This window comes from Wolbachia endosymbiont (group A) of Nomada flava (assembly GCF_964027055.1).
GTDB lineage: Bacteria > Pseudomonadota > Alphaproteobacteria > Rickettsiales > Anaplasmataceae > Wolbachia > Wolbachia pipientis.
Window position 1 is genome coordinate 994,425 of sequence record NZ_OZ034725.1, and the last position, 16,354, is coordinate 1,010,778.

At 36.7% G+C, this 16,354-nt stretch carries 12 protein-coding genes, 2 rRNA genes and 2 pseudogenes; 12 read left to right on the plus strand and 4 right to left on the minus strand.

All coding sequences use genetic code 11. From position 1 onward, the window contains the following. Nucleotides 1–66: 66 nt before the first annotated feature. Together rnpA and AAGD70_RS05210 are read left to right on the plus strand one after the other, a co-directional pair. Nucleotides 67–342, plus strand: a pseudogene (rnpA, locus tag AAGD70_RS05205) (ribonuclease P protein component); the annotation flags it as partial. An 86-nt stretch (nt 343–428) separates the two neighbouring features. After that, nucleotides 429–692 (plus strand): hypothetical protein, encoded by a 264-nt coding sequence (locus AAGD70_RS05210; protein WP_065094928.1) that lies wholly within the window; start codon nt 429–431, stop codon nt 690–692. 85 nt (nt 693–777) lie between these two features. Here AAGD70_RS05210 and rrf read toward each other — a convergent pair. Beyond that, a 5S ribosomal RNA gene (rrf, locus tag AAGD70_RS05215) occupies nt 778–884 on the minus strand. 66 nt (nt 885–950) lie between these two features. After that, nucleotides 951–3,716, minus strand: a 23S ribosomal RNA gene (locus AAGD70_RS05220). 335 nt (nt 3,717–4,051) lie between these two features. Between AAGD70_RS05220 and AAGD70_RS05225 the strand changes: the two genes are divergently transcribed. Both AAGD70_RS05225 and AAGD70_RS05230 read left to right on the plus strand, forming a co-directional pair. After that, nucleotides 4,052–5,128 (plus strand): methyltransferase domain-containing protein, encoded by a 1,077-nt coding sequence (locus AAGD70_RS05225; RefSeq protein ID WP_065095372.1) that lies wholly within the window; start codon nt 4,052–4,054, stop codon nt 5,126–5,128. Between the two features lie 58 nt (nt 5,129–5,186). Then, nucleotides 5,187–6,971, plus strand: a complete 1,785-nt coding sequence (locus AAGD70_RS05230; protein ID WP_065094930.1) for a ribonucleoside-diphosphate reductase subunit alpha — start codon at nt 5,187–5,189, stop codon at nt 6,969–6,971. A gap of 522 nt (nt 6,972–7,493) precedes the next feature. Here AAGD70_RS05230 and AAGD70_RS05235 read toward each other — a convergent pair. Beyond that, the gene (locus AAGD70_RS05235) at nt 7,494–7,682 is read right to left on the minus strand and encodes a hypothetical protein (RefSeq protein ID WP_156518061.1); all 189 of its coding nucleotides are present in this window, start codon (nt 7,680–7,682) and stop codon (nt 7,494–7,496) included. 178 nt (nt 7,683–7,860) lie between these two features. Between AAGD70_RS05235 and AAGD70_RS05240 the strand changes: the two genes are divergently transcribed. Together AAGD70_RS05240 and guaA are read left to right on the plus strand one after the other, a co-directional pair. Then, nucleotides 7,861–8,019: a hypothetical protein gene (locus AAGD70_RS05240; protein ID WP_156518062.1), complete on the plus strand. Its 159-nt coding sequence runs from the start codon at nt 7,861–7,863 to the stop codon at nt 8,017–8,019. A gap of 62 nt (nt 8,020–8,081) precedes the next feature. Continuing rightward, nucleotides 8,082–9,644 carry a glutamine-hydrolyzing GMP synthase gene (gene guaA / locus AAGD70_RS05245; RefSeq protein ID WP_065095135.1) on the plus strand — a complete coding sequence of 521 codons (1,563 nt, stop codon included), beginning with the start codon at nt 8,082–8,084 and terminating at the stop codon, nt 9,642–9,644. A gap of 175 nt (nt 9,645–9,819) precedes the next feature. Here guaA and AAGD70_RS05250 read toward each other — a convergent pair whose 3' ends face one another. Continuing rightward, entirely contained in the window at nt 9,820–10,533 is a 714-nt protein-coding gene (locus AAGD70_RS05250) for a TerC family protein (RefSeq protein WP_065095136.1), read from the minus strand. Nucleotides 10,534–10,930: 397 nt separating this feature from the next. On the opposite strand from AAGD70_RS05250, the gene AAGD70_RS05255 reads away from it, so the two are divergent. The 6 genes and pseudogenes from AAGD70_RS05255 (at nt 10,931) to mutS (ending at nt 16,214) form a co-directional block, all read left to right on the plus strand. After that, nucleotides 10,931–11,113 (plus strand): hypothetical protein, encoded by a 183-nt coding sequence (locus AAGD70_RS05255; protein WP_065095137.1) that lies wholly within the window; start codon nt 10,931–10,933, stop codon nt 11,111–11,113. Between the two features lie 185 nt (nt 11,114–11,298). Next, nucleotides 11,299–11,823 carry an ankyrin repeat domain-containing protein gene (locus tag AAGD70_RS05260; protein ID WP_245611090.1) on the plus strand — a complete coding sequence of 175 codons (525 nt, stop codon included), beginning with the start codon at nt 11,299–11,301 and terminating at the stop codon, nt 11,821–11,823. A gap of 37 nt (nt 11,824–11,860) precedes the next feature. Continuing rightward, nucleotides 11,861–12,685 (plus strand): annotated as a pseudogene (locus tag AAGD70_RS05265) (IS5-like element ISWpi1 family transposase). Beyond that, nucleotides 12,678–13,028 (plus strand): hypothetical protein, encoded by a 351-nt coding sequence (locus tag AAGD70_RS05270; protein WP_245611093.1) that lies wholly within the window; start codon nt 12,678–12,680, stop codon nt 13,026–13,028. The pseudogene AAGD70_RS05265 and the gene AAGD70_RS05270 overlap by 8 nt, the downstream one beginning before the upstream one ends. A gap of 230 nt (nt 13,029–13,258) precedes the next feature. Beyond that, the gene (locus AAGD70_RS05275; RefSeq protein ID WP_281173549.1) at nt 13,259–13,384 is read left to right on the plus strand and encodes a hypothetical protein; all 126 of its coding nucleotides are present in this window, start codon (nt 13,259–13,261) and stop codon (nt 13,382–13,384) included. A gap of 334 nt (nt 13,385–13,718) precedes the next feature. Then, the gene (gene mutS, locus AAGD70_RS05280; RefSeq protein WP_065095027.1) at nt 13,719–16,214 is read left to right on the plus strand and encodes a DNA mismatch repair protein MutS; all 2,496 of its coding nucleotides are present in this window, start codon (nt 13,719–13,721) and stop codon (nt 16,212–16,214) included. Nucleotides 16,215–16,354 lie beyond the last annotated feature (140 nt).

Genomic DNA, 16,354 nt, shown 5'->3' on the forward strand with positions numbered 1-16,354 from the left:
AAGTATAAAAAAAAAGATTTTTCTTCTGCTTTCAAAAATAAGTTAGCACTCAACAGTCTTTTTTATCGTGGGCTTTATATATCACTGTACGCTATAAAAGAAAGAGAACCTGAAAAGTACATTCATACTATTAGAGTAGGTCTGGCTATCAGTAAAAAAACCGGAAAAGCAGCAAAAAGAAATAAAATAAAAAGGCAACTACGAATGCTTGCTAAAATTAGCATTTTAAATATAAGTAATATAGGGCACTACTACATAATACTAACTCATAGAAACATTATGCAAGCAAGTTATAAAAACTTACAAAAAGATCTAACTATTTGCTTAAAAAAGATAAAATAAAAAAAAATCTCAATTAAGGTATTTACAACTATATTTTTTATGATAATATAGGTAAAATTTTTAAAAATAGTTAATGGGTGTGGTGAATGGTAGAGCATATAAAAGAGGTAAATAACACAGGCTTTGGTCAGATGTATCAATTCTTATTTCTTCCTAAAGGAACAGGAACAGATTGGAGGTCAGCATTTCGCCAACAAGAAGAATTATTTAAAAAAGTGGGAGGTAATGTAATATTACCAGAAATCAGTAATTCTCCTTCAAAAGGGAATCAATTAGGGGAAGTAGGAACAATGCTAAATAATGTAGAAAATGACCAAGAACATATAAGAAAAAAAAGATATCGTGGTTAAAGTAAAAACTTAAAGAATAGTAACAAAACAAGAAAGTTAAAATATAAGTATACCTACTGTCTAATTAACAAAGAAATTTTTATAAACTTGGCGGCGACCTACTCTCCCTTTTCAAGTACCATCAGCGCTAAAAAGTTTCACTTCCGAGTTCGAGATGAGATCGGGTGGTTCATTTTTGCTATAGCCACCAAGTCAATAAAAATTTCTAACTTAACAATTTTAACTTAATATTTAACACTGCATACACACATATAGAAAGCAAATAAATCAATCAGGCTATTAGTACTAGTTAGCTTCACATGTTACCATGCTTCCACACCTAGCCTATCAACGTGGTAGTCTTCCACGGCCTTAATTGGGAAATCTTTTTGAAGAGGGTTTCTTGCTTATATGCTTTCAGCAATTATCCCATCTATACATAGCCACCCAGCGATGCTATTGGCATAACAGCTGGTACACCAGAGGTATATCCATCTCGGTCCTCTCGTACTAGAGTCAGACCTTCTCAAATTTCCTTCACCCACGGCAGATAGAAACCGAACTGTCTCACGACGTTCTAAACCCAACTCACGTATCACTTTAATCGGCGAACAGCCGAACCCTTGGGACCTTCTTCAGCCCCAGGATGTGATGAGTCGACATCGAGGTGCCAAACGGTGTCGTCGCTATGAACGCTCGAACACCATCAGCCTGTTATCCCCGGCGTACCTTTTATCCGTTGAGCGATGACCCTTCCATACAGAATCACCGGATCACTATGACCGACTTTCGTCTCTGCTTGGCTTGTCAGCCTCGCAGTCAGGCAAGCTTATGCCATTATACTATCAAGCTGATTTCCGACCAGCTCTAGCTTACCTTCGCACGCCTCCGTTACTTTTTAGGAGGCGACCGCCCCAGTCAAACTACCCACCATACAATGTCCTAGTTCCAGATAATGAAACATAGTTAGATATCAAAAGTGTAAAGGGTGGTATCTCAAGGTTGACTCCATTATAGCTAGCGCCATAACTTCAAAGTCTCCCACCTATCCTGCACATCACACTTTTAATAGCAATGTAAAGCTATAGTAAAGGTGCACGGGGTCTCTTCGTCTAACCGCGGGTACCCCGCATCTGCACGGGGAATTCAATTTCGCTGAAGTGATGTTGGAGACAGTGGAGAAATCGTTACGCCATTCGTGCGGGTCGGAACTTACCCGACAAGGAATTTCGCTACCTTAGGACCGTCAGTGTTACGGCCGCCGTTTACTGGGGCTTCAATTCGGAGCTTGCACCCTTCCTATTAACCTTCCAGCACCGGGCAGGCGTCAGACCCTATACTTCCACTTACGTGTTTGCAGAGTCCTGTGTTTTTAGTAAACAGTCGCTACTCCCTATTTTGTGCCACCTACTCATAGTTGCCTAAAAGCAGGTTACCCTTCTTCCGAAGTTACAGGTATAATTTGCCGAGTTCCTTCAACATCATTCTTTCAACACCTTAGTATACTCTACTCATCCACCAGTGTCGGTTTGCGGTACGGCCTCATAAATATAAGTGCTATTTCCTGGAGCTTCTTTTAAGCATAGATCAATCCAATAAGATCTATACAAATACGAAACCCGTCACACTTAAGAGGTTTAGGAATATTAACCTAATTGCCATCGACTACTCCTTTACGGACTCGCCTTAGGAACCGACTAACCCTACGCAGATTAACTTAACGTAGGAACCCTTAGATTTTCGGTGAGAGTGTTTTTCACACTCTTTTACGCTACTTATGTCAGCATTCTCACTTCCGATATCTCCAGCAGTTTTCACAAACCACCTTCACAGACTTACGGAACGCTCCGCTACCGCGCCTATTGATCGAAATCAATAAGCACTCACATCTTCGGTATACAGCTTTAGCCCCGGTACATTTTCGGCGCAGAAAAACTTATTTAGACAAGTGAGCTGTTACGCTTTCTTTAAAGGATGGCTGCTTCCAAGCCAACCTCCTAGCTGTAATGGTTTTTCTACTTCCTTCCCCACTTAGCTGTAATTTTGGGACCTTAGATAGTGATCTGGGTTGTTTCCCTCTTCACCACGGACTTAGCACCCGTAGTGTGCCTGCTGTATAATTAATTGTTGGTATTCGGAGTTTAGTTAGATTTGGTAAGACGGTGAATCCCCCTAGTCTATCCAGTGCTCTACCCCCAACAACATACATACAACGCTCTACCTAAATAGATTTCGCGGAGAACCAGCTATTTCCAAGTTTGATTGGCCTTTCACCCCTAATCACAACTCATCCAATAATGTTGCAACATTAACTGGTTCGATCCTCCAGTGTGTTTTACCACACCTTCAATCTGGTCATGACTAGATCACTTGGTTTCGGGTCTAATCCATAAAACTAAAACGCCCTATTCAAACTTGCTTTCGCTACGCCTACACCTAACGGCTTAAGCTTGCTTCATAGATTAACTCGCTGACCCATTATGCAAAAGGTACGCTGTCACTCTAAATATCAATAAATTGATATAGAGCTCCAACTGTTTGTAAGCACTTGATTTCAGATTCTATTTCACTCCCCTCCCGGGGTTCTTTTCACCTTTCCCTCACGGTACTTGTTCACTATCGGTCGTTAAGGAGTATTTAGGCTTGGAGGATGGTCCCCCCATATTCAAACAGGATTTCACGTGCCCCGCTCTACTCAAGGATTTAAAAACTTTCTACTTATACAGGACTATCACCTTCTATGGTTACTATTTCCAGAGTATTCTAATTCTTATTCTTAAATCACTAGCCTTTTCCGCTTTCGCTCGTCACTACTAACAGAATCTCGGTTGATTTCTTTTCCTTTGGCTACTTAGATATTTCAGTTCACCAAGTTTGCTTTACATACTTAGTACGTAATAACTAGCTAAACTAGTTGGGTTTCCCCATTCGGAAATCTGCGGATCAAAATTTGTTGACAATTCCCCACAGCTTATCGCAGCCTGCCACGTCCTTCATCGCCTCTTAACGCCAAGGCATCCATCAAGTGCTCTTAATAATTTATTTATCCGACTATATGCAGAATATGCAGAGTTAAATATTATTAAAATTGAATTGAGATTAAATTAATCTCTACCATAAAACTTGTCAAACATCTAAAAACTAAATTAATCTTTTATATATTATAACCTAATAAATAATATGTCAACGCCTTTTTGCACAAAACATTTACTTATATTATCAACAACAATATACTAGCAATCCTAAACAGTATAATCTGAGAAATATGTGGTAAACTTATATATACAGTAAAAATTAATAAAAAAGATATTTTGTAAGATAAAATGTGTTAAAATCAATTGCCTAAAAATGATAATAAACATTCGGAGTATTTCTAACGTATGAAAAGTAATCTCTCTTTTATAAAAAACGTTGCTTTAAATTGTATGTCTAAGCTCATTGGCGTATTAAATATTAAGAAAGTAAAACACTTCATTGTGAATAAATATAATACTCTTCATAAAGAAATGACAGTGCTTCTTAAAAAATCTAAGAACCTGTTAAACACCAACATTGAAATCGGTTTATATCACTTTTATAAAGGTAGCATATCAGATGCAAAGTTACGATTTTGGTTAATTAGCATATTTTACCCCCATTTATCTATAGTCTGGTATAACATCGGAAGGTGTCATTTTGCGGTAGGGAATACTAACAAAGCTTATAATTATTTAACAAGGACACTAAAATTAGATAATGACCACGAGGAGGCGTCTTACTATATAAAAAAAATGACAAACTCAGCGCCTATTAGAGAATTGCCAAAAAACCTCATAAGACAATATTTTGATTACACAGGTGAATATTTTGTTGAGCATTGGTTGATTGCCAAACAATATAGAGGGCATGAACTTGTACACATGATAATTACAAAAATCTTCAACAACTCCACTTCTGAGCTCAATATACTTGACCTTGGTTGTGGAACTGGAATATGTGGTCATTTCTTGAAAATAAATAGTATTGGAAACCATATAACAGGAATTGACATTTCAAGTAGAATGCTAAATATCGCAAGAGGATGCTTTATAAAAGGTAAGCCTGTTTACAATGAATTAATACATATGGAAATGAAAGAGTTTCTTAAACAAGAGAAAAACCAGCAGTATGATGTAATTATCTTTGCTGAAGTGCTACATTATCTACATGACTTTCAAGAAGAATTGGAATTAGCAAAAAGATCTACGAGCAAAAAAGGAGTTATTGTATGTTTAATAAGAAGAAAGGAAGGTGAAGGTATTGACTTTGTAAACAAAGGAGACTATTTTCGTCACTCAGAAAGTTATGTTCAACATGTTGCAAAAGAAATAAATATGCAAATAAGTTATATGAGTTACTGTAAAATATATGGCAGTCAGGTTGACGGTATCTTGTTTGCATTACAGCATCAACAAGAAAGTCCGAAAAACCTAACTTAAAAATTACTCAAAGTGGCTTTTAAGTATCTATATATAATAAAAGGATAAAAGGAATTTTATGAATAACATTACTATTGATTACGCAAAGGACAGCAAATTAACCGACTTTGGAAAAGCAGTTCTATCAGACAGGTATTTAATAGAAAATGAAAGTTATCAAGACCTCTTTGCACGTATTGCTAATTACTATTCTGATAATAAAGAACATGCGCAGCGTCTTTATGACTACATGAGCAACTTGTGGTTCATGCCTTCAACACCAATACTCAGCAATGGTGGCACTAAGAGAGGGTTACCTATCTCTTGCTTTCTTAATGAAACCGAAGACAGCTTGCAGGGAATAGTTGATCTATGGAATGAAAATGTTTGGCTTGCTGCACGTGGTGGTGGAATAGGTAGTTATTGGGGAAATTTACGCTCAATAGGCGAAAGCGTAAAGGGTAGCGGCAAAACATCAGGAATTGTTCCATTTATTGTAGTGCAAAATGCTCTAACGCTTGCAATTAGTCAGGGATCCTTAAGGCGAGGAAGTTCAGCAGTCTATCTTCCTGTATCTCATCCGGAGATAGAAGAGTTTCTGGATTTACGTAAGCCAACAGGCGGTGACCCAAATCGCAAAGCGTTAAATATACATCATGCTGTAATAGTAACAGATAAATTTATGCAGGCTGTTGAGAATGATCAAGAATGGAATTTAATAAGCCCTCACAACAATAAGGTTATTTCAACTGTAAAAGCGCGGGATATATGGATCAAAATATTAACAGCAAGAGTTGAAACTGGAGAACCTTACATTATTTTCCTTAATGCAACAAATAACAATAAGCCAGAATCTTACAAAAAGCTCAACTTAGACATCAAGATGTCAAATCTATGCAGTGAAATAACTTTAACCACAGGTTATGATCACCTGAATAAATCACGCACTGCTGTGTGTTGTCTATCATCCGTAAACCTTGAGTACTACGAAGAATGGAAAGACAATAAACTCTTCATAGAAGATATAATGCGCTTTCTTGATAATGTATTGGAAGATTTCATAAATAAAGCACCGAATGAAATGCAGCGAGCAAAATATTCTGCAATAAGAGAACGCAGTATTGGTCTTGGTGTGATGGGCTTTCATTCATTTTTACAAAGCAAAATGGTTCCTTTTGAATCAGTAACAGCACAACAATGGAATAAAAAAATATTTAAGTATTTACGCGAGCAAGCAGATATAGTTTCTAAAAAATTAGCAGAAGAAAAGGGAGCATGTCCTGATGCCAAAGAAGTTGATCTAATGGAAAGGTTTACACACAAGCTCGCTATTGCTCCTACTGCTTCGATCTCCATTATTGCAGGTAATACCTCTCCTGGAATAGAACCATATGCAGCAAACGTATTCATACAAAAGACACTTACAGGTTCATTTGTAGTGCGAAATAAATTCTTGCAAAAACTATTAGCAGAAAAAAATCAAGACAATGATAAAATATGGTCTTCAATTTCAACAAACGAGGGTTCCGTTCAGCATTTAGATTTTCTCAGTGAGCATGAAAAATTGACATTTAAAACAGCGTACGAGCTTGACCAAAGATGGATTATAGAACATGCAAGTGATAGAACTTCGTGTATTTGCCAGTCTCAATCAGTAAATCTGTTCTTACCTGCTAACGTACATAAACGTTACTTGCATAAAATACACATGCTTGCCTGGAAAAAAGGATTGAAGAGCTTATATTACTGCAGATCACAATCAATGCAGAGAGCCGATAAGGTCTCGCATGACATATTCAAAAAAAGTGAAATATTGCAGCAAAAAACAGATATTGACTACGATGAATGTTTGTCATGCCAATAGTGACCTTACTCAGAAAAAGTAGAGAGAAAGTTAAGCAAATGGGTAAATAGACTTCTTGCATAACCATATAACGAACTTTTCTTGGAAATAGAAACGAAAAAACTTGCTTGACAAACTCCGCCAGCCCCCTTATCATAAACATTGAAGCTATTTATTTATCTTCTCTGTACAGATTAAATGACAAAAAAACTCACGTATCTGGCGTCTCATGTTTAATTTTTTGCACTATGTGCACCTTATGTCTTTATAAAACTTCTACCTACATAAGCTGAAACGCGCTTATAAAGCGTTTAAAACATAAAAAAACGCCAACTTAAAAAATGGATAGTGAATAACTAGCTACCCTAGGGTTTCTTTTGCCTTTTTTTCTGTTTAGTAAATTTCTTAACGTTTATAATTTAGATTAGTTGCGGTTTAAAAGCAACTAAATCGCGGTTATTAAGTGTTTAGAATAAAAAAACGCCATACTTGAAAGTATAATGTAAGTAATTAGCCAACCACGGGGCTTCTTTTGCCTTTTTTTTATTTGGTAAATTTCTTAATATTTATGGCTAAACGACAATCGTCATCCCGCTGCTTGTTAGCGGGATCTATGCTAAGAGATACCGTGACGGTATGACGGTTAAGTATCCTGCTGCTTGTTAGCTGATGAGATACCGCGAATGAATCGCGGTATGACGGTTCGTGGCGGCGTGACGATAAGCTCGTCATCCCGCTACTTGTTAGCGGGATCTAGAGATACCGCGGCGGTATGACGTAGGACTGCTGTCATCCCAGTGCTCCTTTTTTTGTCATCCGAGTAGCTGACACTGGGATCTATTTTGCATGTAACTCCAATTGTGTTTTAGCATAAAACGCAACGCGTATTAGACTTATTTGCAAGCAAAGCTTGCTAGATCCAAGTAGTCAGGGCACTGGGATGACAGGAGAAGGCACTAGCCTGACAACCGTCATCCCGCTACGTGTTAGCGCCGCAGCGGTATGGTGTAGGAAAATTAGCTATATAGCTAACTTGTACCACGCGTTAAAGCTTTTAAACAGGTCTTGATTTACTTGCTCCATTATTTTCTTTATTATCAGATATTGCTTAAAATAATATGGAGGAGCAAATTGTCAGCAATTGCCATTATTGATTTTGGTTCACAGTTTACACAGCTTATCGCAAGACAAGTCAGAGAAATGGGCGTTTATTGTGAGATATTTCCAAGCAACATCAGTTTTGAAACAATATCAAAATTCAATGGGTTTATTCTCTCTGGAGGACCACAATCTGTAAATGATGATTGTTCTGAAACAAGTAGAGTAGTACATGAAATTATAAAACTTAATGAGGCAACAAACGTTCCTATACTTGGAATATGCTATGGACAGCAACTCATTTGTCATTATTTTGGAGCAAAAGTAAAAGAGAGTTTTAAACAGGAGTTTGGCAGAACTAAAATCAAGATACTAAAAGAATCCCCCATTATAAAGGATACCTGGGATGTTAATTCTGAAGTGGATGTATTAATGAACCATGCGGACAGTGTTGATACTATACCACAGGGATTTACTGTTATCGCATCAGGTGTGATAAATCAAACAATTGCAATGATTGTCAACGAACAGCGGAAGATTTACTGTACTCAGTTCCATCCTGAAGTTAAGCCTACAACAAATGGCAGTAAATTGCTCTCTAACTTCTTGGATATTGCAAATTGCGAAAGAGACTGGACAATGAAGTCGTTTATTGAAAAGCAGAAGGAAAAAATCAGAAATGTAGTAGGAGAGAAAAAAGTAATCGCTGCAGTAAGTGGTGGAGTTGATTCAAGTGTTGCAGCGGCTCTCACACATAAAGCTATAGGAAAACAATTGAACTGTATTTTTATCGATACTGGGTTGTTACGCAAGAACCAGACCATTGCTATGTTGAAAGAGATTCCGATAAACTACGTTGATAAATCAAATTTATTTTTGAGTAGGTTGAAGGGAATAACTGATCCAGAAGAAAAGCGAAAAATCATCGGTAACGCTTTCATTGAAGTGTTTGAAGAAGAAGCAAAAAAAATAGGTGATGTAGATTTTTTGATGCAAGGTACCATTTACTCTGATGTAGTTGAGTCAGGGCATGCCTCAGACAACACTAGTACAATTAAGTCTCACCATAATGTTGGTGGGTTACCAGAAAAGATGAACCTGAAGCTAGTGGAGCCTTTACGTTACCTCTTTAAAGATGAGGTAAGGCTACTTGGAAAGGAAATTGGGCTTTCAGATGAGATAATATTTCAACATCCATTTCCAGGACCCGGACTTGCAGTGAGGATTATAAGTGAAGTCGATGAAGAAAAGGTGCAAATATTGCAAGAAGTAGATGAAATATATATTAATACGATGAAAAATTACGATCTATACGATAAGATATGGCAAGCTTTTGCTGTATTATTACCAATAAAAACTGTAGGCGTTATGGGAGATGGTCGTACGTATGGATATGTTTGTGCTTTAAGGGCTGTAACATCGTCCGATGGTATGACGGCTGATGCATTTCCATTTGAGGATAAGGATCAGCATTCGCTAGTGTTTTGGGACTTTTTACAGAATGTTGGCAGTATAATTGTTAATAATGTTCCCGGAGTAAATAGAGTTGTTTATGATATCACTTCTAAACCACCTGCAACTATTGAGTGGGAGTAAATTAAAAAGTCTAGTCATCCTGCTACTTGTTAGCGGGATTTATTGCCGAGATACCGCGAATGAATCGCGGTATGACGGTTCGCGGCAACATGACGATAACCTCGTCATCCCGCTACGTGTTAGCGGGATCTATCCGCAGCAGTATGACGTAGGACTGCTGTCATCCCGCTGCTTGTTAGCGGCTGAGATACCGCGAATGAATCACGGTATGACGGTTAATTTTCTTTATTTTGCTCATAACTTCCACAAGCAGTGCAAACATAAATGAAGAATACAAATATCCTTTTGGTAATTCTATATGAAATCCATGAAGTATGAGGTACACACCGACAAGTAAAATAAATAAAATGGCGATTATTTTTAACCCTGGGTTAGATTTGATTAACTGGGCGGTATAACTTGATAAAAACAGCATTGCTAGCATGGAAAATGTAAATGCTGTAGCAATTATTACCATGTTATAAGTTAGTGCTATAGCAGTTAATATCGAATCAACCGAAAAAACTAAATCTATTAATATAATTTGTAGCACAACTAAAAAAAATTTTGATTTAACGTTTGCTTTCTTTTTATTTTTCTTACATACAAAGATGTCATCCCGTAACTCCATAGAGCTTTTAACAATAAGGAATAATCCCCCTGCGATCATAAGTAAATCCCTTGCTGATGCAGTGTGAAATATAGGTTTTTGCATTGACAATATAGATGATGTAAAAAATAGTATTACAAAACGCATTAATAGCGCTAATCCAAGGCCCATAAGGCGCACTCTTTCTCTCAGCACATTTGGTACCTTATCTATTGCTAGAGAAATAAAGATTAAATTGTCTACACTAAGTATAGTTTCAAGTAGTGTAAGTGTCAGTAAAGTCCAAGCATCAGTTAGCATTTTTGTTTCAAATTCGGTTCTTCTTACTCTACAATAGATGTGTAAAAATTAAGTGACTTCACTCAGAAGTTTTATAGCAGTTCTCCAGAAAAACAGGATATATAAAGTTCAGCAGCTTCTTCTATTTTCGTTTTTGAGCAAAATCAATAATAAGAGAGCTTCTTATTTTCATGCACGCAAATAAGATAAAGCCTTATTTTCATTTTTGACTTTATTTGAAAATAATATATACTATAAAAATAGTGTGCTAGGTTGAATGAATGTATATTAAAGGATCACCATCAGGCAAAGTATTCGCTGGTTATCAGGCATTTATACCAAGCCCCTTGCCACCAAAATTTGAATGGGACAATGATTTAGTTAATAGTCTTTAAACCCTTACTTTACTATAAGGAAAGTGGTTGAAAACTTAGGTATCGTATTTACAACAGCCCAAAGAGCAATCGTAAAGCTTGAAGATTTAGGCATCGTTTCACAAACTTCTCAAGGAAAGAGAGATCGGGTTTATTGTGCAACTGATATTTTGAATATTCTAGAAGAACCAACTAAGATTACAGAGAACTTCGATAGCACATTGTAGCTATTGTGATGAATAAATTCAGCAAACAGCAAGCTTAAAGAGTCTGATCCAATGGACATGCTGAACAAAAAGTAAGGAGCTCCTTTTGGAGGATTGTATTAACTTATTAATTAATTGCTTGACTTTTAGCAGGATTTATTATACTATTTATTAATGAGTAATGCAATCAAACCAAGGAGGATAGCATGATAAATAATTTGGATTCAATAATTCTTGGAATAAAAGATGGTGAAAAGGCGATTGAAGATTTAAGGGTTGTTCTTAAAAAAAGAAAAGAAGACGTTATCACTACACAGACATTTAATTATGCTTTACGATGCCTACAAACTACAAAGGAAGCGATAGTACACGAAATTCTGCTTCATTTTATACAAAATCCTGGCGAGCAATCACTAGAACAAGTGATACAATGCTTAGATAGAGCAATACAATCTGGGATATATGCAAAAAACAACCCAATAAGAAATCTAGATGAAGAATTTCGTACTCATATAAACTTTAAAGATGAAGAGGGAAATACATTACTACATCATGCAGTTATAGGTAATAAAACTGAAGAAATAACCACCCTTCTTGTTACATATAGTGCAAATCCTTTGATACAAAACGCGGATAATAAAGTTCCTTTAGATTTAGCTCAAGGAAAAACAAAAGAAGTGCTTATTAAAAGTATGAAAAAACAAGCTAAGAGGTTGTCCGGAAACAAGTAAAAGGCTATAATATCTGAAATTTTAGTACGGGGTAAAGATGAGAAAAAAGTATCCAACAGATCTAAGCGAAAGGGAATGGGCAAGAATAGAAAAACACTTCAGAGTATCATACAAGAAAGGAGGAAGGCCGCCAAAGTATAGCAAAAGAGAAATATTAGAAGCAATTTTCTATGTATTGCGTACAGGGTGTCAATGGCGGTATTTACCAAATGATTTTCCGCTATGGAAGACTGTGTATGAGCAGTTCAGGCAATGGAAGAAGCAGGGAATTTTTGAGAAAATGAATTATGAAATATAGTAGAAGAAAAATAGGAAGGAATGAGCAGCCGAGTGCCTGTATAGTAGATAGTCAATCTGTAAAGACTACAGAAAAGGGGGGATCAAAGGCTATGATGGAAGTAAAAAAGTAAAGGGTAGAAAAAGGCATATAATTACAGACACTCAGGGTTTTATACTAGGTTGTTACGTAGGCGCTGCTAACGAAAATGATAGAGATGGTATTAAAATAGCATTAAACAATATGAGAACAAAATATACTAAAGTTAAAAAAATGTGGGCTGACATGGGATACCAAGGAAGAAATTTAAAGAATCACATAAAGGAAGAATATGACATAGATATTGAAATTGTTAAAAGGCCTCCATGTAGATTTTGGGTGCACAAAGATACGCCACCTGAGCTACTACCAACAAGAGAACAAGGGTTTAAAGTACAGCCAAGAAGATGGGTTGTAGAAAGGACTTTTGCTTGGGTTAATAGGAATAGAAGGCTATCGAAGGAGTATGATTTACTCACAACATCCACTGAGAATTTCATATACCTAGCTATGAGTAGGGTTATGTTAAAGAGGGAATATGCTTGAATTTACTTGTTTCCGGACAACCTCTAATACGAAAAAAGAAAGCGCTATGGTAGGCAGTTTGGTGCCTGGCATAATGATTGGTGGTTTTCTTGGTGTTGTACTTGGAGCTGGTGTGTATGTTGCAGTAAGTCTTTCTGGTGGTATGATACTAGGTGTAATGATAGCATCTGTTCTTGTTGCTAGTATAGCTGTTGGGCTGGCCATGTATTTTTTGAGTCAAGACTATGAACAGGCTAAAGCGATAGAAAAAACTATTAGCACTGTTAGCTCTGAAATATCTGTTGATGATACAACTGCCGCTAATAAAAATAATAAAGAAGGGCCACAACTTACATATAGCTGACCCAAGCAACACGTCATACCGCGATTCATTCGCGGTATAGATTCCGCTAACTAGTAGCGGAATGACGAATGTGTCGTTTTTCAAATTGTCGTAAGTCACTTTAGCTATAATACACACAAGGAGGGTGTCATCCCAGCGCCCCTATGATGTCATCCCAGTGCTTGACACTGGGATCCAGAAAAGTTTGCTTGTAAACTAGCATGGAAAGTAGCTGATCTTACACTAAATGAATGTTTTTGATGAGGTTGCATAGAAGCTGGATTCCAGTGTCAAGCACTGGAATGACACCATTTGCTGTGCAATTTACCTTCAAAAATGAATGTTCGTACAGCTATGCGCGGTATAGATTCCGCTAACTAGTAGCGGAATGACGGTTTTTCAAATTGTTGGTAAATCTAGGTCAGCTTAGCTACAGAAAAAGCTATAGTATTTTTCAAACTAAATAATAAACTTTGTAATTAGGACATTCTGGATTCCAGCGTCACGCGCTGGAATGACAATTGCATTTTTTGCTTTTTTGTCATCGAATACTCCTACTCTTTATATCATCCAAGTGTCCTGACTACTTGGATCCAAGAAATTTAATTGTTTTAAATTTTCCCCTCTATACACCTATTTAAAATTTATGTTATTCACATGTGCAATATAATCTATAATAACGTTTATCAATACAATATATTAAAAAACATTATGAGCTTCGTAAAAGAAAAAAACACCCCTGTGATGGAGCAGTATTTGAACCTGAAAGCTCAATACAAGGATCATCTGCTATTTTATAGGCTAGGAGATTTTTATGAGTTGTTTTTCGATGATGCTATTAAAGCTGCGAAATTGCTGAATATAGTGCTAACCAAGAGAGGCAATTCCAATGGGCAAGAAATACCAATGTGTGGAGTGCCAGCACACAGTAGTGAATCTTACCTACACAAGCTAGTAGATTTAGGATTCAAAGTAGCAATCTGTGACCAATTAGAAACTGCTGATGAAGCAAAAAAGAGGGGCTATAAATCCATAGTAAAACGTGATGTAGTGCGAGTTGTAACTCCAGGTACAATTATAGAAGATTCACTACTGGAGGATAAAAGCAATAATTATCTTGCATCCATAGTTGAACAAAATGACGAATATGCTATTAGTTGGCTTGAATTATCAACGGGAAAATTTTTTCACACTTTAACGAGTTTGAAAGCTCTAGATAGTGATTTATTGCGTATATCACCAAGAGAATTATTAATTTCTGAAAAATTCACTGAGGACGAAAAAATTAGATCGATTTTAAAAAACTATAAAATATCAATTACGCAACACGCACAGAGCTTTTTTGAGTATAGTAAATCTCACAGAACGTTATGCGAGTTTTATAAAATCAGGGAACTTGGGAGTATAGGAAATTTCAGCAAAGTAGAAATCATGGCGTGCGGTGCACTGCTTGAATATGTCAGAGTAACACAAAGGGGCTCTATTCCAAGGCTTGAATTCCCAAAAACCTATAAGCAACAAAATTTCATGCTTATTGATGCTTCAGCAAGGAGAAATCTTGAGTTATTTTCAACTCAATTTGGTGAAAAGAAAGGTTCACTAATTTCAGTTATTGATCACACAGTTACAGCCTCTGGTGGACGCCTGTTAAAACAAATGCTTGCTTCACCACTTGCTTGTTCTAAGGCAATTAACCTAAGGCTCAGCACCGCTCAATTTTTTGTAAATAATCATGATTCACGCAAAAAAATACGAGAGATATTATCTAACATTCCAGATATTGAGAGGTCTTTATCGCGCTTAATACTAGGGCGTGGTTCACCAAAGGATATGAACCTATTAAAAATAGGCCTAGGAAAAACTTTAGAGTTGTCTGAGTTCTTATGTAAAATTGAATCAGGTGAAAATGGATCTCTCCCACAACAATATGTCATCCAAACTGGGATCCAGCCAGCGTCACGCGCTGGAATGACAGTAAAATCAGACGAGAGTGAGCTAAGCACAATACATAAAAGCCTTGGCAATCATAAAGACCTATTTGAACTGCTAAATAGTGCTATACTTGATAATAACCTCAGTTCCGTGAAAGAAGGAGGATTTATTCACTCAAAATACAACTCAGAATTATCTGAGTTATCTTATATATTGAACAACAGTAACAAGTTGGTAACTAAGCTCCGTGAATCTTATCGCGACCTAACTGGCATTGCCGCACTCAAAATATTACACAACAACATACTTGGTTATTACGTTGAAGTGTCGGCAAATCACAAAATAACTTCGGATATATTTATTCATAGGCAAAGCTTAGCAAATAGCATGCGCTACACTACTAATGAATTGAAAGAACTAGAAAATAAAATTCTTACGGCACGTGATGCTGCAATCGGCTTAGAAATGAAAATTTTTAGTGAACTGTGTAGTGAAGTCGCTAAAGAATCTGAAAAAATTGCTCTTGCTGCAAATGCTTTGGCAAAACTTGATATTAGAACCGCATTTGCAGAGCTTGCAGTGCAAAATAATTACGTAAAACCCATTATTGATGACAGCAAAGAGTTCAATATCTGTAGCGGAAGACATCCAGTGGTTGAAGTTAACGATAAATTCATTGCAAATAGCATCAATTTAGCTGGTATACATCTAATTACTGGTCCTAATATGGCTGGAAAAAGCACTTTCTTGAGGCAAAACGCTCTCATTGCAATTTTAGCTCACATGGGGTCATTTGTGCCAGCAGAGAGTGCACATATTGGAGTGATTGACAAGATATTCAGCAGGGTTGGCGCAACGGATAATATAACAGCTGGTTATTCTACCTTCATGGTAGAGATGATCGAAACAGCAACGATAGTAAATCAGGCAACGGACCGTTCCTTGGTGATACTTGATGAAATTGGTAGGGGCACAGGGGTGTATGATGGATTATCTATTGCACAGGCGGTGATTGAACATATTCACAATGTAAATAAGTGCCGCGCCATTTTTGCAACTCATTATCATGAATTAACTAAAGTAAGCAAATACTTGAAGAACGCGAAATGTTTTTGTGTAAAAATAAGAGAGTGGAACGGAGAGGTTATTTTTCTACATGAAGTAATTGAAGGCATTGCAGATGAGTCATATGGAATACATGTAGCAAAACTTGCTGGTTTTCCTGATTCTGTTTTAAATAGAGCAAGTGAAGTGTTTGAGGAGCTGAAGGCTTGAATCATTATTATAAGTGAAGAATTACCTATACAATCGTGGTAGTAGCTATAGAAACGAAAAAACTTACTTGACACCCTTCGCCAGCGCCCTTATCATGATAGTGAAGCTATTGTATTTGCTTTCGCCAATCTGCAGATTAA